Origin of the sequence: Mesorhizobium sp. WSM3864, assembly GCF_002294955.1 — a bacterium.
Lineage (GTDB): Bacteria > Pseudomonadota > Alphaproteobacteria > Rhizobiales > Rhizobiaceae > Mesorhizobium.
The window spans coordinates 73,231-93,148 of sequence record NZ_NSGD01000003.1 but is presented as its reverse complement, the minus strand read 5'-3'; the positions used below and the strand labels follow the sequence as shown (position 1 = coordinate 93,148).

Sequence of the window (19,918 nt, the reverse complement as noted above, 5' to 3'; positions counted from 1 at the left end):
CAAAGAGTTTCGTTCGCTTGATGTGACTTGCCAATCTAGCCAAGGAGCAGGCGCCCAAAGCGGCGGTTTTCGACCGCCGGGCGCTCCTTCAGCGAACCCGGCGATCGCCGATAAGGCCGAGAAGGAGCAGGGTGGAAGCAAGCGCGCGCACGGTCTCGCCGGCAAAGCCGGGGCGAGAAGAAGCGACGGAGCGGGTGCGCGTGGTCATGCCGGCTCTCTTACAGGAGCGGCCATCCGGAGGCAAGTGCCGGCCCGGCTTTAAGTCTTTGGTTTCATGCATATCGTCTTCCCAAGACCGCTGCACAGTTTTGGTCGACATGCTTTGGCGCGGCTCTTCCCCGCATCAGGCAAATGCGCCACACTCGCCTCCGGAGGACCTAATCCGAGGGGGAGGTCGTGCATGAATTTCGTGTTCTTCTCGCCGCATTTTCCGGGCAACGGCGCCGATTTCTGCGACCGGCTGAGGAAGGCCGGCGCTACCGTGCTCGGCATCGGCGACGCGCCCTATGAGACGCTGAGCAGCAAGCTCAAGGCGGCGCTTTCGGAATATTATCGGGTCGCGGACATGGAGAACTACGATGCCGTATTCCGGGCGATGGGCCATTTCATCCACAAATGGGGCCGCATCGACCGCTTCGAGTCGTTGAACGAGCACTGGCTGGAGCTCGAGGCCAATATCCGCACCGACTTCAACATCTTCGGCACCAAGCTCGACTTCGTGAAGAACTTGAAGCGCAAGAGCCGCATGCGGGCCTTCTTCCGCAAGAGCGGCGTCGAGACAATCCCGCAACGCAAATGCTCCGATCGCGCCGGCGCCATGACCTTCATCCGCCGGGTCGGCTATCCGGTGGTGGTGAAACCGGATTCGGGCTCCGGCGCCTCGAACACGTTCAAGATCTCCAACGCGAAGGAGCTCGACCAATTCTTCAAGGACAAGCCCGAAGGCGTGACCTTCGTCATGGAGCAGTTCATCGAGGGGCTGGTGGTGACCTTCGACGGGCTGGTCAACCGCGACGGCGAGGTGGTGCTGGCGGCGAGCCACCGCTACGACCAGAGCGTCATGGAAGTGGTCAACCGCGACCGCCATATGAGCTACACCTGCTTCCCCGAGATCATGCCCGCGGTCGAGGAGGCAGGCCGCAAGATCCTCATGGCGTTCGACGTTCGCGAGCGCTTCTTCCACATCGAACTGTTCGAGACCAGGGGCAAGCGCATCATTGCGCTGGAGGTCAACATGCGGCCGCCAGGCGCCTGGATGACGGATGCAATCAACTACACTTTCGACATCGACGTCTATGCCGAATGGGCCAACATGGTGGTGAAGGACGCGGCCGGCGGGCCCTACAAGGGCAAGTATTTCACGGCCTATGCCAGCCGCAAACGCCACCTCCACTATTTGCACAGCCATGAGGACGTGCTAGCCGCCCACGGCGACAAGATCGTCCACCATCAGGCCATCGAAGAGGTTTTCAGCCGCGCCATGGGGAACTACGCCTACCAGATGCGCTCGAAGGACCAGAAGGCGCTGCGTCAGGCGGTCGACTATATCCACGCGGAAAAGGCGTGAGCCGATGGACGTCTCCTATCACAAGGCCCATGCCCGCAATCTCGGCCGCGACATGGAATACAAGCGCTACGGCCATGCCGGGCGGCCGGTGGTGGTGTTTCCGACCTCGCAGGGGCGTTTTTACCAGTTCGAGGATTCGGGAGGCGTCGCAGCACTCGCCGAATTCGTCGACACCGGCCGCATCCAGCTGTTCACGCTCGACGGCATCGATTCGGAATCCTTCTTCGACAAGCATGGCGATCCCGTCAGTCGCATCGCCCGCCACGAAGCCTATTTCCGCTATGTGCGCGAGGAGGCGCTGCCGGAGCTGCAGGCGGTTGCCGCCAAGGCCAATGGCGGACGCGCCCTCAAGCCGCTGTTCTGCGGCTGCTCGATGGGCGGCTACCACTCGTCGAATTTCGTGTTCCGCTTTCCGGAGCTGGCGAGCGGCGTGATCTCGCTATCCGGCGTCTATTCGACCCGCGACTTTTTCGGTCGGGTGCTGGAGGGCAGCATCTTCTACAATTCGCCGCTCGACTATCTGCCGGGCATCGTCGACCAGAAGCTGCTCGGGCGGCTGAGGGCGCTGAGGCTGATCTTCTGCTGCGGGCAGGGCGCCTGGGAAGAACGAATGCTCGTCGAAACGCGCGAACTGGAGCAGGTGCTGCGCGAGAAATCCATTGCGGCCTGGGTCGACTATTGGGGCGGCGACGTCAGCCACGACTGGCCGTGGTGGCACAAGCAACTCGTCTATTTCTTTGGCCGCTGGCTGGATGACGACCTGATGCACAGGCTCGACTGATGACCGCGCCCGACCCGATCCGCCGCTTGTCGAAGCCACCAATGCCGGCGACCCGGGGCCTTTCTCGAACCCTCACCGCCGATGCCTTGCTCACCGATTGGGGCCGTTCCTTCCGCGGACGCAAGAGATCGCGCGCTGGAACCAATCCGACAGTATCGGCGTACAATCCCTTTTGATGCGCGTCGCGGGGTTGGCCGCCACCTCGGGTCATGTGGAATGGCGGCGTGGGCGCGCTGTCGCGATCCTCGCTCAGTAGGTCGCGCGCCCGCCGGACAGATCGAAGGTGGCGCCAGTGGTGAAGGAATTCTCGTCCGACAGCATGAAGGCGACCATAGCCGCAGCCTCCTCTACCTCGACGAATCGACCGCGCGGCACCTTGCTGAGCATATAGGTCACCTGGGCCTCGGTGAGCTGTTCGAGGATGCGGGTGCGGGCGGGCGAGGGGGTCAGCGCGTTGACGGCGATGTCGCGGCCGGCGAGTTCCTTGCCGAGCGACTTGGTCAGCGCAAGCACGCCGGCTTTGGCGGCCGAATAAGCGGCGGCGTTGGGATTGCCTTCCTTGCCGGCCACCGAAGCGACATTGACGATGCGGCCGTAGTTGCGCGCGATCATGCCGGGCACCAGGCGTCGGCAGCAGTAAAAGACGCCGTTGAGGTCGATTTCGATGATCTGCCGCCAGGCGGCGGGGTCATAGTCCACCACGGTCGCGGCCGGCCCGGCAATGCCGGCATTGTTGACAAGGAGATCGACAGGCCCGAGCGCCTGCTCGGTCTGGATGGCGGCGCGGTCGACGGCCTCGATCTGCGACTGGTCGCAAAGCAAGGCTTCGACCCGGCCCAAGGGAGCAAGCTCGGCCACAGCGCTCGCCATCGCGGCCTGGTCGATGTCCCAGATGGCGACGCTTGCGCCCGACGACAGCAGGCGTCGGGCGACCGCAAGGCCGATGCCTTGCGCGCCGCCCGTCACGACCCCGACGCGGCCAGAGAGATCGACAGCATTCAAACGACGGTTCATGGCCATTTCCTCTGCTTCTCCATGCACTTGGTAGCGCGGATCAGTCTATGACGTTTCGCGCCACAAGCTTGGCGACGCTTGGCCCAACAAGCAGCACGACGAGGAAACGGGCCGATTGCAGCGCCATGACGAAGGAGATGTCGACGTTCTGCGCGGCGGCGGCGATGATGGCGACGCTGTCCATGCCGCCGGGGCTGGTCGCCAGATAGGCGGTCAGCGGATCGATCCCGAGCACGCGGCTGATGACGAAAGCCATGCCGCCGCAGAAGGCGATCAGCGCTACGATCGAGGCGATGATCTGCGGCAGGGCGCGTGCCGCGTGGCGCAGGATCGGCCGGGTGAAGTTCAGCCCGATCGACCAGCCGACCATGGCGTAGCTGACGGCCAGCAGCCAGGGCGGCAATTGCATCGGCACGCTGAAGCCGAGATGGATTACCGCGCCAAAGATGAAGGTGCCAAGGAAGAAGGGCGAGGGCAGCCTGAGCAGCTTGCCGAGCAGGCCGCCGACGACCGCGATGCCAAGGGTGGCGCCAAAGGCCAATGGATCGATCGGCGGAAACCAGATGATGGGCGGCACTTCGACGCCCGACGTGTCGACCCACATCTTGGCGACGAGCGCCGCCGTCACCGAAACGAAGATGACGCGCAGATATTGCATGAAGGCGACGAGGCGCTGGTCGGCACCGAAGGCGCCGGCCATCAGCACCATGGCGGTGGCGGCGCCCGGCGAGGAACCCCAGACCGCCGTGGTGCCGGGCAGGATGCGCCAGCGGCTGATCAGCCAGCCTAGCAGGCTGGAGGCGGTGAGCGTCGCCACCACCGTTCCGAAGAAGAGCGCCCATTCGGCGTAGAAGACCGGAAATATGTCGACCGAGATCGAATTCGCCACCAGGCAGCCGACCACGGCCTGAGCGGAACTGAACAGCGCGCGGGGTACGCGCACCGTGGCGCCGTTGGTGCCGGCCAGGATCGCGGCAAGCATCGGGCCGATCAGCAGCGCCGCAGGCAAGGCTGCCAATTCCAGCGCGCCGGCAAAGAGCAGCGAGAGCACCACCAGCGCCAGCCACTGCTGCAGCGGGCGCAATCGCGTCATGCGTTGAACAGACGGTTGCTCCAGTGACGGTCCTTCTGATGAAGCGTCCATATCCGGCTCTTAGCCCGGGCACGGACAAATGCGAACCCATTTTCCCCCGGAAGTGCCGTTCGCGCCGGTCTCGTGCTCAGCTGCCCTTCTCGGAGGCCGGAAGGCCGAAGCCGCCGACAGGATGGGTCTCGACCTGGAATTCGAAGCCGGCGATGAAAGGACGCGCCTTGGCGATTGCCGCCTGGACTTCAGGCAATTGCAGGGACGCCTTATGGCTTGCCTGATCGGTCCACACTTCGGTGACCCAGATCGCGTCGGCATCGGCCGGATCGGTGGCGATGATGTAGCTCAGGCAGCCGGGCAGGGCACCGGTCGTCTCACGCAGCACGTCCATGACTGCATCGCGCTGGCCGCGTGCCGCCCGCATCTTGCCGATCAGTCCGAACATTCCCTTCCTCTCCCTCCAGGTTGCACGCTGAGCTGAGTATGCAATCGCCAGCTCACGGCATCAACTGGCCACCATTGACCTCGATCACCTGGCCGATGATGTAGCCGCTCAAGCGGTCGGAAGACAGGAACAGGTAAGCGCCGACGCAATCTTCGGCCGTTCCGGCGCGACCCTGCGGAATGGTGGCGACCATGCCCTTCATCTGCTCGGCGGTGGAATAGCGCTCGTGGAACGGGGTCAGGATGGTGCCGGGCGCCACGGCGTTGACGCGGATGCCGAAGCCGATCAACTCCTTGGCCATGCCGCGCGTCACGTTGGAGACGAAGGCCTTGGACGAGCCATAGAGGCCGGCGCCGCCGCCGGCGCCGTTGCGGGCGGCGATCGAGGTGGTGTTGATGATGAAGCCGCCCTGGCGCTTCAGCCATGGGATCGCTCTGCGCGAGGCCGTCAGCACCGAGCGCGCGTTGAGATCCATCACCGCATCGTAATGCGCCTCGGTCTGGTCGGCATAGGCAACGCGGCCGAGCATGCCGCCGGCATTGTTGACCAGCCCGTCGAGCCGGCCGAAATGTTCAGCGCTCTCCTCGACCACACGCTCGACGTCGGCGGGAACCGAAAAATCGCCCTGCGTCAAAAACACCTCGCCGCCGTCGTCGCGGATGGTTTTGGCGACCTCTTCGGCGGCTTCCCGGCTTGAATTGTAATGCAGTGCAACGCGGCATTTCTGCCGGGCATAGGCGAGGGCGAGGGCTGCTCCGATCCCGGTCGACGCGCCGGTGACCAGCACCGCCTTGCCGGCAAGATCGGGAATGACAAGCGTGGTCGGGTCAGTTGGCACGTCGATATCTCCAGGATTGCGCTGGCAATTGGTAGACGCTTCCCGGCCAGGTGTTCAAGTCAAGGCAAGATCAGGGCGCGAATTCAGGGCCGCAGATAGACATAGCCCTGGCGCTGCAGCTCCGCGAGCTTGACCACGCCGCCTCTCTCCGCGACCTGGAAGCCGGCAAGCAGGTCGGTCAGTGCGATGTCCATGCCATGCATTGTGTTGCCGCAGGCCTGCGGAACAAGTCCCTGCTGGACGAGGCCGGCAAAGCGGCTGGAGGTCGCTCCGGAAGCGCTCTTTGCCTTGAAGGCCGCAAGCGCCGGCCCGTGGACGACCAGCACGACCTCGACATTGCCGCCGGTGCCCTCATAGTGGTTCTTGATGTTGCCGAGGACGAAGTTGACCTTGTCGGCGTCGCTGAGATGGTAGGCGACCTTCAGCCTGTCTTCGCCGGCGGCGGCGCTCGCCTGTCGCAGACCGAAGAAACCGCCCACTCCGGCAAGACCGGCGCGGAAAACGTCACGGCGCAGCATCGCATCCTCCTCGATCCGGCGGCCCTCGCAAGTTTGCGTGGCCCAGCCTTCGTGCCTAGACTAGCATGAATCGCAATCACGTCCTGTCGGTGCGAGGAGAGGATCACATGACGTCGAGGATGGTGGCAGGTGCGGTGCTGGGTGCCGCGCTGTTCTTTGCCGGCGCGGCGCTCGCAGATGATGCCCCCAAGCTGACCGAACTCAGCCCGAACGGCGCCGACGTCTGCTTCGGCCGGGTCTATGATGCCGCCCATCTCAAGGCGCATCCGCACCAGAAGGTGGCGCGCATCTTCTTCTACCATGGCCACGATCCGGTCAGCCGGCCGAACGAGGAGCCGAGCTCGATGTCCGACGCTGCCTATAACGGCTTTCTCACCACCACGGTGCGCGGCGCCAAGAAGCCGGAATGGGCGGCTGGCTGGTGCAACAAGGAGGATCCGAGCGACAAGGCGAGCGGCATTCGCTGCGGCATGGAATGCGACCGCACGCTCGCCTCGCTGAAAGTCGACGACAAGGGCCGGCTGATCCTCTCCAACGTGCAGCGTGACGTCTATCTCGACGCCGGCGCGGAGGAGGATCTCGGCAAGGCGAAATACAACGAGCCGGCGCTGGGCAGCGAAGACGATAATTTCCGTCTCGATCCGATGCCGGCCGACACCTGCAAGGCGGAGTTCGCGCGCATCGATCCGATCGACCCGGCGATCGGGGCCCCGCTGCGCGAGCGGCTGAAGCCGGACCAGCCCTTCTGCTACGGCCGCGACTATGACGACGCGCATCTGAAATCCCATCCGGACCAGATGACGCAGTCGATCCGCGTCTTCCGCGGGCCGATCGAGCTCGCTTCTTTCGCCGCCGGTGGCGATGCCGCCAACTGGTCAGACGGCGCCGACATCGCCATCTCGGTGACGACCAGCAGAAAGAGGCCAAGGTTACGCAGACCTATTCCTGCCAGGGCGAGGCCGATCAGTGGCGCTGCTCGGCCAGCTCCAAGATGAGCGACTTTGCCTGCGACATCTCGCAGAAGGAGATTTTTCTCAAGCGCGGCGCCAGCGGCACGATGCTGCTGGCCAACCCCAACAATGCGCTCGCCATCGTCGACCTCTGCTCGAAGATGGCGGGCGGCAAGACCAAGTCCGACGACAAGGTGTATAGGCTCAATCCGATGCCGCAGTCGGCCTGCACGCCGTGAGTGTGCCACTTCGTCACTCTAAAGTGTGGCGCTTCGTCATCCTATGGCGGAGCAAGGAGGGAAGCGACGCGGCGCAGCCATAGGATCCATGCCGTTATGCTAAGGCGTTGAAACGGTGCAGAATTCTGCTTCGCTGCATGCTTCGGCCAAGGCCACGGCATGGATCCCAGGGGGCTCGGCGATGGAGCTTCGCTCCTGCTTCGTCCAGGGATGACGACACCGCGGAGGCCCGGCCAATTTTCCAAGGCGTGCCTGGAAATCGCTTCAGGCGAAAGGCACCGCCGTTGTGCCTTTCGGCAGCTTCGCCTCGTCGTCCGGCTCGACATGGATGGTGACGCGCACCGAGGGGATCTCGGCCTTCAGCGCGTCCTCGATGCGGTCGCAAATGACATGGCTGGCGCCGACCGTCATGTCGGCGTCAACGACGAGGTGGAACTCGATGAAGGTCGCTCGCCCGGCGATGCGGGTTTTCAGGTCATGCACCTCCAGCGCACCCTTCGAATTGGCCGAGATGATATCGCGGATCTGCATGTGCTCCTGGGTGTCGACGGCACGATCCATCAGTCCGCTCAGCGACTCTCCGGTAAGCTTCCAGCCCTGATAGAGAATGTTCAGCGCAACAAGGAGCGCAAGCAGCGGGTCGAGGATATGCCATCCAGTCATCACCGCGGCGACAAGGCCCACAATGACGCCCACCGAGGTAAGCACGTCGGTCATGATGTGCTGGCCGTCGGCGACCAGGGCCGGCGACCGTTCGCTGCGGCCGTTGCGGATCAGCACGAATGCCCAGAGGGCATTCACGAGCGCCGCGCCGGCATTGATCGCCAAGCCCTGCCAGGGCTGTTCGAGCGACGCGGGATTCTGCAGCGACTGCCACACCTTGGCGATGATCAGCAGCGCCGCAACGACGATCAGAACACCCTCGAGCACAGCAGAAAAATACTCGGCCTTGTGATGGCCGAAGGGATGGTCGCTATCGGCCGGCTTATGGCTGATGCGGATCGCCCAGAGAGCGGCTGCCGCAGTGATGACGTTGACGATGGATTCCAAAGCATCGGAATAGAGGGCTACGGAGCCGGTCATCTGCCAGGCAACGAATTTCAGCCCCATCACCAGGAAGGCGATGACGATCGACCAGAAAGCGAGGCTGGCGATCTTGCGCTTCGCGGCGGCTCTTGCAGCCGCCGTCGCCGTGTCTTCCACCGCGGCCATCGTTGCTAGGCAGCCTTTTCCTTGGCCTTGCGCGGCAGATGCGCAACGATGTTCTCGATGATGCGCATGCCGGCATTGTGGCCGAGCGTCATGATCGATTCCGGGTGGAACTGAACGGCGGCGATCGGCTCCTTGCGGTGCTCGAAGGCCATGATGACGCCGTCCTCGGTCTCGGCCGTCACCACGAAACCTTCGGGCAGGCGCACCGGATCGGCGAAGATCGAATGATAGCGGCCGACGGTCACTTCCTTGGGCAGCCCCGAGAAGATGATGCCCGGCTTCGAGACACGGATGCGCGAGGGCTTGCCGTGCATCGGAATGTGCAACTGCCGCAACTCGCCGCCATAGGCTTCGGCCAGCGCCTGCAGGCCGAGACAGACGCCGAAGACCGGCAGGTCGCGGGCGCGCGCTCGTCTGATGGTCGCGGCGCAATCGAAATCCTTCGGCGTACCCGGGCCGGGGGAGAGCACGACGAGATCGGGCTTCAGCCGCTCGAACACCTCTTCCGGCACCGGCGTGCGCACGGTGGAAACAGTGGCGCCGGTCTGGCGGAAGTAGTTGGCCAGCGTGTGGACGAACGAGTCCTCGTGGTCGACGAGCAGGATGTTGACGCCGTCGCCGACGCGCGCGGTGGTGCGTTCGGTGCCTGCGGCGTTGCCGGTCTTGGCGTCGCGTATGGCGGAGAGCATGGCGGATGCCTTCAGTTCGGTTTCGGCTTCTTCTTCCTCAGGAACGCTGTCGAAAAGCAATGTGGCGCCGGCGCGCACTTCGGCGATACCGTCCTTGATGCGGATGGTGCGCAGCGTCAGCCCGGTGTTCATGTCGCCGTTGAAATTGACCATGCCGATCGCCCCGCCATACCAGGCGCGCGGGCTCTTTTCGTTCTGCTCGATGAAGCGCATGGCCCACAGCTTCGGCGCGCCGGTGACGGTGACCGCCCAGGCGTGCGACAGGAAGGCGTCGAAGGCGTCCATGCCTTCGCGCAGCCGTCCCTCGATGTGATCGACGGTGTGGATCAGGCGCGAATACATCTCGATCTGGCGGCGGCCGATGACGCGCACCGAGCCCGGCTCGCAGACGCGCGACTTGTCGTTGCGGTCGACGTCCGAGCACATGGTGAGCTCGGACTCGTCCTTCTTGGAGTTGAGCAGCTTGAGGATCTGCTCGCTGTCGGAGATGGCGTCGTCGCCGCGCTTGATGGTGCCGGAGATCGGGCAGGTCTCGACCCGACGGCCGTTGACGCGCACGAACATCTCCGGCGAGGCGCCGATCAGGTACTCGTTTTCGCCGAGATTGATGAAGAAGGAATAAGGTGAGGGGTTGATCGACTTCAGCTTGCGGGAAATCTCGGAGGGCTGGGTCTCGCAGCGCTCGTAGAACATCTGTCCAGGCACAACCTCGAACAGGTCGCCGCGCTTGAAGCTCTCCATCGCCCGGCGCACCAAATTGGCATATTCGCCGGGTTCGTGATCGCCGCGCGGCGGGATACGGTCGGCGGTCCTGAACGGCTCGACATGAGCATCGCGCACCAAGCCTTCCGTGGAAAACCCTTCGCCGGAATAGTCGTAGCGGTCGGTCCAGGCCTTGGTCGAATAGTGGTCGACGACGAGGATCTCGTCGGGCAGGAACAGCACCAGGTCGCGCTGGCTCTGCTTACGCTCGAGCTTGTAGTCGACCGGGTCGAACTGGAAGGCGAGATCGTAGCCGAAGGCGCCGTAAAGGCCGAGATTGGCGTCCTCGGCAGTCTTGAACAAAGCCGTGATGGCGCGCAGCACCGTGAAGACGGACGGCACGCGGCTGCGCTCTTCCTCGGTGAAGACGCGGCCGGGCTTGGCGGCATCGAGGCGGATCAGCTTTTTCGAGCTCTCGGCAATCGCCACCTCGCTCAGCTCGCCAAGCGCCTTGCCGATCACCGGCAGCAGCACTTCGCCGCGCTGGTTGAGCGCCTCGATGCGCATGGCGCGGCCGCGCGCCGAGATCACCAGCGGCGGATCGATGATGGCCGTGTCCCAGCGCGTGTAACGGCCCGGATATTCGTAGTTCGAGGAGAACACCGCGCCGCGGCGCGAATTCAGGCCGTCGACATAGGCGTCGATCGCGCCTTCATAGGGCCGGTCATGGCGTTCTCGGGTGATCGTCACCCCGCCCGCGGTGACGAAGCGCTCCGCCCCGTTGTCCAGAACTGTAGTCGTCATTGCCGTCTCCACCAGCGTTTTGGGCAACGGACCCGGGAATGGCTTGGAAAAACAAATGGCCGCCCGGACATTCCGCTGCGGCCACCCTCATTTTCACGCATGCGCGTTCGAACCGGCCGCTGTCAGCGAGCCCACCACCAAACGGTCTTGTTCGAACGCATGTTCATGGCGACTCCCATAGCGGCGAATGACGGCCCGCGCAACTGGATTTCACGCGAACGGTAAAGCCGGCCCGTCAGTCCTCCAGCGTGCCGGAGCGCGCGTCGGCGCTCTTCTTGTCGCCGGCAAGCTTCAAAAGATCCTCGCCGGCCCGGATGATGCGGCGCGAACGACGGGTCAGGATGAAGCCCGACTGGGGCGCGAACACCTCGGTGCGGCCGCCGGCTTCGCCCGCCGCATGGACGATCGTCGCCAGCCGGTCGCCCTTGTTGACGCGGTCGCCGGGCTTGACGTCGTAAAGGATGGCGCCGGCCCTGGGCGAAGGCATCATCTCGATGTTTTCCAGCGGTACGACGGCGCCGGAGAAGCTGCTCGCCTTCGGGACGGAAGGGTCCCGGATGACGCCGCGCGTCACCAGCAAGCGGTAGAGGCCCGCGGCATCGGAGGCGGCCAAGCTGCTATCGACATCCAGCATGCCGCGATATTCGACCGTGGTGACGACGCGCCGGTCGAAGCGCGCGACGCTCGCAGGCACATTTTGATACGGCATGATCGAGGCGCCCTCGAAGGTGCCGCTACTGTCCTCGCTCCACAGCAAGACGGCATCGATGCCCATCGCAGCCGCGCAGTCGGCCATATGCGGCCACAGGCTGGTGTGAATGTAGAGATAGGCAAGGCCTTCATCGTCGCAGTGGAGATCGAGCACGATGTCGTTGCCGAGCGAGAGTTCGACGAGCCGCTTCTTCAGCCGGCGGTCGGTGCCGCCGAGGTTGACATCCGCTAAAAGCCTGGCGTCCGGCGCGGCAAGCAGCGGGAAGGCACGGTTGAAGTTGGTGCGGGTGCCGAGATTGAAGCGGCCCTGGTGCTCGCCGAAATGGTATTGCGCCCGACCGATTGGATTGGCCCAGGGCACCAACGTGATGGCGCCCCTGATGCGGCCTTCCGCTTCCGCCTTGGCAAGCATCGGCATCAGCGCGTCGATGGCAACGACACCCGGCAATTCTCCGGCATGAAGCGCCGCCTGCAGATAGGCCGAGGGCGCCGCCTTGTCCGTGCCCTCGAAGCGGAAAACCGGGAACTCATAAGCAACGCCTTCGCTGTCGCCTGCGATGCGCTCGATGGTCTTTTGCATGGGGTTCCTCCGGTGGGTGGCCAGACATGCATGGTTACGGCCCGGGTGTCAGTGGTCCAGTCCGCCCGCGCGATAGGCGCAAGCCGACCGTCGGACGCCTTGAGCACTGTTTGCCAAGACCGAGAGGCCCCGACGTGGAGCGGCGATCTGGCGTTAGGCCAGCGGCTTCAAGTCCTGGGCGATGGTCGGCAGAAGCTCCGAGACGTTGGGGTGAATGTGCATGGCGCGCGCCAGCGTCGAGATCGGCGCCTTGGCATACATCAGATCGAGCACTGAGTGGATCGCCTCGTCGCCGCCCGGTCCGAGCACCGAACAGCCGAGGATCTCGCCGGTGTCGGCGTCGGCTAGGATCTTCATGAAACCTTGCGTCTCGCCCTTTTCGACGGCGCGGCCGACACGGGTCATCGGCCGCTGGCCGACAAGCGCGCGGCGGCCGGATTTCTTGACAGCGGTCTCGGTCATGCCGCAGCGGCCGAGTGGCGGATCGATGTAGAGCGCATAGGCCTCGATGCGGTCGCTGACCTTGCGCGGATCGTTGTCGAGCAGATTGGCGGCGACGATCTCGTAGTCGTTGTAGGAGGTGTGGGTGAAGGCGCCCTTGCCGTTGCAGTCGCCCATAGCCCAGATGCCGGGCACATTGGTGCGCAACTGGTCGTCGACGACGATGTAGCCGCGCTTGTCGACCTCGACGCCGGCCTTGTCGAGGCCGAGGTCGTCGGTGTTGGGGACGCGGCCGAGCGCCAGCAGCACATGCGAGCCGACCGCCGGCGGCTTGCCGGCAGAGAAGGTCACGGCGATACCGTTGCCCTGCCTGGCAAAGCCGATGTCCTCGGCGCCGACATGGACGGTGATGCCTTCGTTTTCGAGGATCGATTGGATCGCGGCCGAGACGTCCTCGTCCTCGCGGCCCGTCAGCCGCGGCGCTTTCTCGATCACCGTGACCTCGGAGCCGAAACGGCGGAACATCTGGGCGAATTCGAGCGAGATATAGCTGCCGCCGACGACGACCAGATGGCTGGGCAGCACATCGAGATCCATCATCGAGGAGTTGGTGAGATAGGGGACGTCGTTGACGCCGGGCAGGTCCGGCACGGAGGCGCGGCCGCCGGTGTTGAGGAAGATTTTTGGCGCGGTCAGCAGGTCGTCGGCGACGCGCACTGTATTAGCGGATTCGAACCTGGCATGGCCGCGATAAAGCGTGCAGCCCTTCATCCCCGCGATCCAGCTTTCGAGATTGCCGCGGGCATCGTTGGTCACCTTGTCCTTGCGTGCCTTGATCCTTTGATAGTCGACCCCGACCGGACCGGAGACCGCGACGCCATAGTCGGCGGCGCGGCGGGCAAGATGCGCGGCGTAGGCGCTCGCCACCATCGCCTTGGTCGGCATGCAGCCGGTGTTGACACAGGTTCCGCCAATAAGCTTGCGCTCGATCAGCGCAACGCTCATGCCGGCGGCGTCGAGCCGGCCGGCGAGCGAAGGGCCGGCCTGGCCGGCGCCGATGACGATGGCGTCGAAGTTTTTCGCGCTCATGCGACCGCCGCCACGATCAGCAGGCCGCCGATGATCGCCACCGCGTCCTCGATGAAGGCGGCGGGCGGATCCTTGCCGAAGGCGGCAGCCATCCTGGCGCGTGCTTCCGCGCCGCCCAGCGTGCCGATCACCGCGCCGATCGCGCCGGCGATGAGGCCGCCGATGGTGGCGCCGACCGTGGCGCCGATCACCGCGCCGCAGAAGGCGCCCGTGACGATGCGCGCGCCGAACTGCTGCGGCACCTTGCGGCTCGGCGTCGACGGCAACTGGTCGGTGACGAGTTCGACAATCGCCAGGACGGTGAAGATGCCGACCGCGATCCAGTGGCCCATGAAGCTTGCCCAGGTGCCGGCAACCGGGATCCAGCCGAGATACGAACCCCAGGCAACGACGGCCGGCGCGGTCATGGCGCGAAGGCCGGCGACGACGCCAATCAGCAATGCCAGAATGTAGAGCATCATCACCCCCTCAAATTCGGAGCCCCGCACGGTTCCGCGGATGGCAAGCTAGCATAGGCCTGGCGTTTGGCCATGGGCTTTTCCGGTCGGGCGGATTGTGCTTTGGCAGCGGGACGGGAATGGAGGAGCAGCCATGGCGACAAGCGAGCGCATGAAGATGGCGGCGGGTGAATGGTACAGCTGCATCGACCCGGAGCTGGAGGCGATGCGGGTGGCCGCCCGCGACGCAGTGTTCGAGCACAACAGCATGCCGCCCCGGCAGCGCGGCGACATCGGCGCGGCCCTGCAAGCGCTGCTCGGCGGCCTAGGCGAGGGCGCGCGCATCGAGGCGCCGTTCCACTGCGCTTACGGCTTCAACCTGTTCCTCGGCGAGGGCGCCTTCCTGAACGCCGGTTGCACCATTCTCGATACCGCTCCGGTGAAGATCGGCAGGAGGACGCTGCTTGGCCCCAATGTGCAGATCTATTGCGCCGAGCATCACCGCGAGGCCGCCGGGCGGCTGGCCGGATTGGAGATCGCCAAATCGGTGACGATCGGCGACAACGCGTGGATCGGCGGCAGCGCGGTGATCCTCGCCGGCGTCAGCATCGGCGAAGGCGCCATCGTCGGCGCCGGCGCGGTGGTGACGCGCGACGTGCCTGCCAATGCGACCGTGGTCGGCAACCCGGCGCGGGTGGTTACACGCTGCTGATGGCGACCTGTGCGCCGCCCTTCGAGAATTCGCGCCGGTACTGCATCGGGGAGGTTCTGAGCCGCGCCGCGAAATGCTGGCGCAGCGACGTGGCGCTGCCGAAGCCGGCCTCGAAGGCCACCATGTCCATCGACTTGTCGGTCTGTTCCAGCAGCCTCTGCGCCAGCGCCACGCGCTGTTCGGCCAGCCAGTTACCGAAGCTGGTGCCGGTCGTCTTCTGGAAGCGACGCGTGAAGGTGCGGCGGGTGAGGCCAGCTGATTCGGCGACGCTGTCCAGGGTGTGAGCTTCGCCAAGCGTTGCCCGCACCCCGTCAAGTGCCTTTGTGAACCGGTCGGCGTTCGGCGTCGGTGCAAGCGGGCGCTCGATGAACTGAGCCTGTCCGCCCTGCCGGTGCGGCGACAGCACGACGTGGCGGGCGAGCCGAAGCGCGGCCTCGGCGCCGTAGCGGGCGCGCACAATGTGCAGGCAGCAGTCCAGCCCGGCGGCGACGCCGGCCGAGGTGACGATGTCGCCTTCATCGACATAGAGCACATCGGCGTCGACGGCGATGTCGGGGTGCAGCGTCTGCAACTGGTCGGTATAGGCCCAATGCGTGGTGGCCTTGCGTCCCGCCAGCAGTCCGGCGGCGGCGATGGCGAAGGTGCCGAGGCAGAGGCCGACGATCAGCGCGCCGCGCTTATGTGCCCGTTCGAGCGCATGCTTGAGCGGCGCGGCCAGAGGAGCATCGAGATCTTTCCAGCTTGGGATGATGACGATGTCGGCCTGGTCGAGCGCCGAAAGATCGTGCGGGACCGAAATGCTCAAACCGGCATCGGTATGGATAAGTCCTTGCTCCGCCGCGCAGACGCGGAAATCGAAGCGCGGCAGGCCGAGCTTGGTGCGATCCGCGCCGAAGACCAGGCAAGGCACGGAAAGGTGGAACGGGCTGATGCCGTCGAAGGCGACGACGGCGACAATCGGATTGCGCATGGCAGACATCACCAGGTTACGGCAAGGAGTGTCCCAATTTTTTCGAATAACGTCAATTGGGCCACTATTCTGGGAATAGATGTTCGGCCTAGCTTCGCCACCTATCAACCCGCTCGAAAGGAACCGCCATGTCAGCACCAGCCACCCAGCCACGCCGCGCACTCGTCGTCGTCGATGTCCAGAACGACTACAATGGCGGCAATCTCGCCATCCAGCATCCGCCCTTCGCCGACAGCGTCGCCAACGTGGCGCGCGCCATGGACGCCGCCACTGCTGCCGGCATCAAGGTCGTTGTCGTGAAGCAGATGGCGCCGGAGACTTCGCCGATCTTCGCCAAGGGCAGCCATGGCGGCGAACTGCATCCCGAGATCGCCGGGCGCGCCCGCGACCACTATGTCGAGAAGACGCTGCCCTCCGCCTTCACAGGCACCGACCTCGAGAACTGGCTACGCGCCAACCACATCGATACGATCGCGGTCGTCGGCTACATGACGCATAATTGCGACCTGTCGACCATCATCCATGCGGTGCATATGGGCTTTGCCGTCGAGTTCCTCTCGGATGCCAGCGGCTCGGTTCCCTACGCCAACAGCGCCGGCTACGCGTCTGCCGAAGACATCCATCGCGTGGTGAGCGTGGTGCTGCAGTCGCGCTTCGCCGCGGTGCTCAAGACCGCCGAATGGATCGATTGCCTGAAGACCGGCGCCCTGCCGGAGCGCGACACGATCTATGCGTCGAACCAGCGGGCGCTGAAGCGGAACGCTGCCTAAAGCATTCACCGTTTCACGGAAACGGCGAAATGCTCTGGCTTTTTGTTTTTGACGCAATTCCGGACGGAAAACCGCTCACACTTTTCCTGGAACTGCTCTAGCCGCACCAACTCCGAAAGAAAAAGGGCGCCGCAGCAGTGCGGCGCCCTTGGTCGTTTCAGCTCCCAACGCTGCCTAGAACAGGCCCTCGATCTGGCCCTGCTCATTGAGGAAGATCTTCTCCGAGGAGGGCGACTTGGGCAGGCCGGGCATGGTCATGATCTCGCCGCAGATGATGACGACGAAGCCGGCGCCGGCCGAGAGCCTGACCTCGCGCACCGGCACGGTATGGCCGGTCGGCGCGCCGCGCAGATTCGGGTCGGTCGAGAAGGAGTACTGGGTCTTGGCCATGCAGACCGGCAGATTGCCGTAGCCTGCCTGTTCCCACGCATGCAACTGGTCGCGGATCGACTTGTCGGCGATCGCCTCGTCGCCGCGATAGATCCGCTTGACGATGGTGTTGACCTTCTCGAACAGCGGCATCTCGTCCGGGTAAAGCGGCGAGAACTGCGAAGCGCCGGATTCGGCGATCTCGACGACCTTCTTCGCCAGGTCCTCGATGCCGGCCGAGCCTTGAGCCCAGTGCTTGCACAGGATCGCCTCGGCGCCCTGCGCCTTGACGAAGTCCTTCATCGCCTGGATCTCGGCGTCGGTGTCGGTGGTGAAGTGGTTGATCGCCACCACCGCCGGCACGCCGAACTGCTTCACGTTCTCGATGTGACGGCCGAGGTTGAGGCAGCCCTTCTTGACCGCTTCGATGTTTTCCTTGCCGAGATCTTCCTTCTTGATGCCGCCATTCATCTTCATGGCGCGCACGGTGGCGACGATCACGGCGGCCGCCGGCTGGAGCCCGGCCTTGCGGCACTTGATGTCGAAGAATTTTTCGGCTCCCAGGTCGGCGCCGAAGCCGGCTTCGGTCACGACGTAGTCGGCAAGCTTCAGCGCCGTCGTGGTGGCGACGACCGAGTTGCAGCCATGCGCGATGTTGGCGAACGGGCCGCCATGCACGAAGGCCGGGTTGTTCTCCAGCGTCTGCACCAGGTTGGGCTGGATGGCGTCCTTCAAAAGCACGGCCATGGCGCCGTCGGCCTTGAGATCGCGGGCATAGACCGGCGACTTGTCGCGGCGGTAGGCAACGATGATGTCGCCGAGGCGCTTCTCAAGATCCTTGAGGTCGGTGGCAAGGCACAGGATCGCCATGACTTCCGAAGCGACGGTGATGTCGAAGCCTGCTTCACGGGGGAAGCCGTTGGCGACGCCTCCCAGCGAACAGATGATCTCGCGCAGCGCCCGGTCGTTCATGTCCATGACGCGGCGCCAGGCGACGCGGCGGGTATCGATGCCGAGCTCGTTGCCCCAGTAGATGTGGTTGTCGATCAGCGCCGAAAGCAGGTTGTGGGCCGTGGTGATGGCGTGGAAGTCGCCGGTGAAGTGGAGGTTCATATCGTCCATCGGCACCACCTGGGCCAGGCCGCCGCCGGCGGCGCCACCCTTCATGCCGAAGTTCGGGCCGAGCGAGGCTTCGCGGATGCACACGATCGCCTTCTTGCCGATGCGGTTGAGGCCGTCGCCGAGGCCGACCGTGGTGGTCGTCTTGCCTTCGCCGGCCGGCGTCGGGTTGATGGCGGTGACGAGGATCAGCTTGCCGTCCTTGTTGCCCCTCACCGATTTGATGAATTCGGCCGAGACCTTCGCCTTGTCGTGGCCATAGGGCAAAAGGTGCTCGTAAGGGATGCCGATCTTGGCGCCGATCTCCTGGATCGGTTTCTTCCTGGCGGCGCGCGCGATCTCGATGTCGGACTTCACTTCGGCCATGACGGCTTTCCTCTGGATTGGGCGGTGGAGGGGAGGGGTTCGATCACTAAAGCAATTCCAGGAAAAGTGTGAGCCGGTCTTCCGTCCGGAATTGCGTGAAAACGAGGAAACAGGGCGGTTCTGCGTTTCCGCCCGGACGCAAGGGCATGTTCTAACCCTGTCGCTGTCACGGCATCAACTTTCATGCAACTATGTTTCCTGTAAAGAAATTACTGCGTTCCCGGCCGACCTTCCAAGGGTCTTTGGCGCCTGGTCGTTGCGAGCGTATAGAAGCCAGAGCAGGGATCGTTCCGCCGTCTCAAAACAGCCGCGCAATGCGCGGAATGCGACAGACGCGACGGCGCAAATCCGCCACCCTCCTGCTGTGGCGGCAGCGCTATTGGCTGAGCACGTTGCTGATCTCGACCATGTTGGAGCGCACGCGCAGGATATAGAAGCCCATGGTCGTCAGATGCGTTGGCAGCAGCCAGCCGTCCTCGCGGCCGTTGGCGATGATGAAGGGCTGGATGCGCAGTGCCGAGACGAATTGCGCGTCCATGGTGTCCCACAAATTCTGCAGGTGCTTTTCCTTGATCACGTCCTCGAAGTCGGCCTGCGCCGCTTTCATCAGGCCGTAATAGGCGTAGAGCTGGCCATAGGCGAACCAGAAGCGGTCGTCGGCGCGGAAGTCGAACCAGCCGTCATTATGGTTCTCGGCGCGCTCCTTCAAGATCGCGGAGGTCGAGCCGATGTCGCTGGCGATGCGGTCGATATATTGCTTCAGATTGTCGGCGCGGGCATCGAACGTCGCCTGACAGCTGGCAAGGCGAGCGTTGAAGGAGCGCAGCTTGCGCACGGCGTCGCGGTAGTAGCTCGGCGTCGGCGTCTTGGGGCCGAACGGGTTGAGGCCGAAATACCAGGTCTCTTCGTCGAATTGCAGATTGCCGCGTGCATCCTGCAGGTCGGCGTCGATCTGCGAGGTGGTGCGCACGCGGCCGAGATTGTCGGCAAGCTCGGTGGCGGTGCGCCGGACCGCCTGGTTGATGCCGCGCTGAAAAGAGGCCTTGTTGTCCATCCACGGCGTATGGTCCCAGTCGATGCCGAGCAAGCCGAGCTTGTAAAGGATCATCGAGGAGACCCAGGCATTCTGGTTGACGTTGAAGTCCGTCAGATCGGCAGCCACCTGGGCTATCCCTGAGTTGCCGCAGGTCTTGGCGGTGTCGGTGCCAGCGCCGGCGGAGACCTGCTCGCCGGCCGAGACGCTGCGCTTCTCGAAGGTGTATTTGTCGGGATAGTTCGGGTCGAAATTGTTCCACCACTGGGTGGCGTAGAAGAAGTTGGCGTAAAGGCCGATCAAAACCAGCAAGGCGAGGCCGACCACCGCCTTCAGGATCCAGCCGCGCTGGCCGTACCAGCGGCCGGCCCATATGAACGGCGAGAGAATAATGCCGACGACGAAGCCTATGCCGCGGCCGATCCACTGGAAAATCCGGGTGAAGAAACTCACGATCGGATCAAGCATGGCTCTC

The 19,918-nt window shown here is 64.3% G+C and carries 19 protein-coding genes; 6 read left to right on the top strand and 13 right to left on the bottom strand.

The annotated features are described in order from the left end of the window. Nucleotides 1–400 precede the first annotated feature (400 nt). Both CK215_RS08305 and CK215_RS08300 read left to right on the top strand, forming a co-directional pair. Nucleotides 401–1,567, top strand: a complete 1,167-nt coding sequence (locus CK215_RS08305; protein ID WP_095830660.1) for an ATP-grasp domain-containing protein — start codon at nt 401–403, stop codon at nt 1,565–1,567. Nucleotides 1,568–1,571: 4 nt separating this feature from the next. Continuing rightward, nucleotides 1,572–2,348, top strand: coding sequence for an alpha/beta hydrolase-fold protein (locus tag CK215_RS08300; RefSeq protein ID WP_095830659.1), 777 nt, complete (start codon nt 1,572–1,574; stop codon nt 2,346–2,348). A gap of 249 nt (nt 2,349–2,597) precedes the next feature. On the opposite strand, the gene CK215_RS08295 is transcribed toward CK215_RS08300, so the two are convergent. The 5 genes from CK215_RS08295 to CK215_RS08275 all read right to left on the bottom strand — a co-directional run bounded on the left by CK215_RS08295 (nt 2,598) and on the right by CK215_RS08275 (nt 6,250). Next, complete coding sequence (locus CK215_RS08295; RefSeq protein WP_095830846.1) at nt 2,598–3,350, bottom strand: SDR family NAD(P)-dependent oxidoreductase; 753 nt, start codon at nt 3,348–3,350, stop codon at nt 2,598–2,600. Between the two features lie 52 nt (nt 3,351–3,402). Continuing rightward, the gene (locus CK215_RS08290; RefSeq protein ID WP_095830658.1) at nt 3,403–4,506 is read right to left on the bottom strand and encodes an AbrB family transcriptional regulator; all 1,104 of its coding nucleotides are present in this window, start codon (nt 4,504–4,506) and stop codon (nt 3,403–3,405) included. A 76-nt stretch (nt 4,507–4,582) separates the two neighbouring features. Next, nucleotides 4,583–4,894, bottom strand: a complete 312-nt coding sequence (locus CK215_RS08285) for a putative quinol monooxygenase (protein ID WP_066994206.1) — start codon at nt 4,892–4,894, stop codon at nt 4,583–4,585. A 52-nt stretch (nt 4,895–4,946) separates the two neighbouring features. Next, nucleotides 4,947–5,732, bottom strand: coding sequence for an SDR family oxidoreductase (locus CK215_RS08280; protein ID WP_082980440.1), 786 nt, complete (start codon nt 5,730–5,732; stop codon nt 4,947–4,949). Between the two features lie 83 nt (nt 5,733–5,815). Continuing rightward, on the bottom strand, nt 5,816–6,250 hold the full coding sequence (locus tag CK215_RS08275; protein ID WP_095830657.1) for a DsrE family protein: 435 nt from the start codon (nt 6,248–6,250) through the stop codon (nt 5,816–5,818). A 107-nt stretch (nt 6,251–6,357) separates the two neighbouring features. On the opposite strand from CK215_RS08275, the gene CK215_RS08270 reads away from it, so the two are divergent. Both CK215_RS08270 and CK215_RS31750 read left to right on the top strand, forming a co-directional pair. Beyond that, nucleotides 6,358–7,245: a hypothetical protein gene (locus tag CK215_RS08270; RefSeq protein WP_245418644.1), complete on the top strand. Its 888-nt coding sequence runs from the start codon at nt 6,358–6,360 to the stop codon at nt 7,243–7,245. Continuing rightward, complete coding sequence (locus CK215_RS31750; protein ID WP_245418643.1) at nt 7,242–7,439, top strand: hypothetical protein; 198 nt, start codon at nt 7,242–7,244, stop codon at nt 7,437–7,439. The genes CK215_RS08270 and CK215_RS31750 overlap by 4 nt, the downstream gene beginning before the upstream one ends. 264 nt (nt 7,440–7,703) lie before the next feature. Here the strand turns inward: CK215_RS31750 and CK215_RS08265 are convergent, their stop codons facing one another. From CK215_RS08265 to CK215_RS08245, 5 genes are all read right to left on the bottom strand, one after another. Further along, a complete protein-coding gene (locus CK215_RS08265; RefSeq protein ID WP_095830656.1) occupies nt 7,704–8,651 on the bottom strand; it encodes a cation diffusion facilitator family transporter in 948 nt (315 codons plus the stop codon). Between the two features lie 5 nt (nt 8,652–8,656). Beyond that, entirely contained in the window at nt 8,657–10,846 is a 2,190-nt protein-coding gene (locus tag CK215_RS08260; protein WP_095830655.1) for an anthranilate synthase, read from the bottom strand. A gap of 235 nt (nt 10,847–11,081) precedes the next feature. Continuing rightward, nucleotides 11,082–12,137 (bottom strand): succinylglutamate desuccinylase/aspartoacylase family protein, encoded by a 1,056-nt coding sequence (locus CK215_RS08255; RefSeq protein ID WP_095830654.1) that lies wholly within the window; start codon nt 12,135–12,137, stop codon nt 11,082–11,084. A gap of 153 nt (nt 12,138–12,290) precedes the next feature. Then, complete coding sequence (locus CK215_RS08250; RefSeq protein ID WP_095830653.1) at nt 12,291–13,667, bottom strand: FAD-containing oxidoreductase; 1,377 nt, start codon at nt 13,665–13,667, stop codon at nt 12,291–12,293. Continuing rightward, nucleotides 13,664–14,125, bottom strand: coding sequence for a DUF4126 family protein (locus tag CK215_RS08245; protein WP_095830845.1), 462 nt, complete (start codon nt 14,123–14,125; stop codon nt 13,664–13,666). Before CK215_RS08245 ends, CK215_RS08250 begins: the two co-directional genes overlap by 4 nt. A gap of 133 nt (nt 14,126–14,258) precedes the next feature. Between CK215_RS08245 and CK215_RS08240 the strand changes: the two genes are divergently transcribed. Continuing rightward, the gene (locus CK215_RS08240; protein WP_095830652.1) at nt 14,259–14,816 is read left to right on the top strand and encodes a sugar O-acetyltransferase; all 558 of its coding nucleotides are present in this window, start codon (nt 14,259–14,261) and stop codon (nt 14,814–14,816) included. Here CK215_RS08240 and CK215_RS08235 read toward each other — a convergent pair. Further along, complete coding sequence (locus tag CK215_RS08235) at nt 14,803–15,786, bottom strand: helix-turn-helix domain-containing protein (protein ID WP_095830651.1); 984 nt, start codon at nt 15,784–15,786, stop codon at nt 14,803–14,805. The two genes, CK215_RS08240 and CK215_RS08235, sit on opposite strands and share 14 nt — an antisense overlap. Nucleotides 15,787–15,914: 128 nt before the next feature. On the opposite strand from CK215_RS08235, the gene CK215_RS08230 reads away from it, so the two are divergent. After that, nucleotides 15,915–16,556 carry a cysteine hydrolase family protein gene (locus CK215_RS08230; protein WP_066994232.1) on the top strand — a complete coding sequence of 214 codons (642 nt, stop codon included), beginning with the start codon at nt 15,915–15,917 and terminating at the stop codon, nt 16,554–16,556. 174 nt (nt 16,557–16,730) lie between these two features. Here the strand turns inward: CK215_RS08230 and CK215_RS08225 are convergent, their stop codons facing one another. Beyond that, entirely contained in the window at nt 16,731–18,410 is a 1,680-nt protein-coding gene (locus CK215_RS08225) for a formate--tetrahydrofolate ligase (protein WP_095781256.1), read from the bottom strand. Between the two features lie 376 nt (nt 18,411–18,786). Further along, the gene (locus CK215_RS08220; protein ID WP_095830650.1) at nt 18,787–19,911 is read right to left on the bottom strand and encodes a DUF2333 family protein; all 1,125 of its coding nucleotides are present in this window, start codon (nt 19,909–19,911) and stop codon (nt 18,787–18,789) included. Nucleotides 19,912–19,918 lie beyond the last annotated feature (7 nt).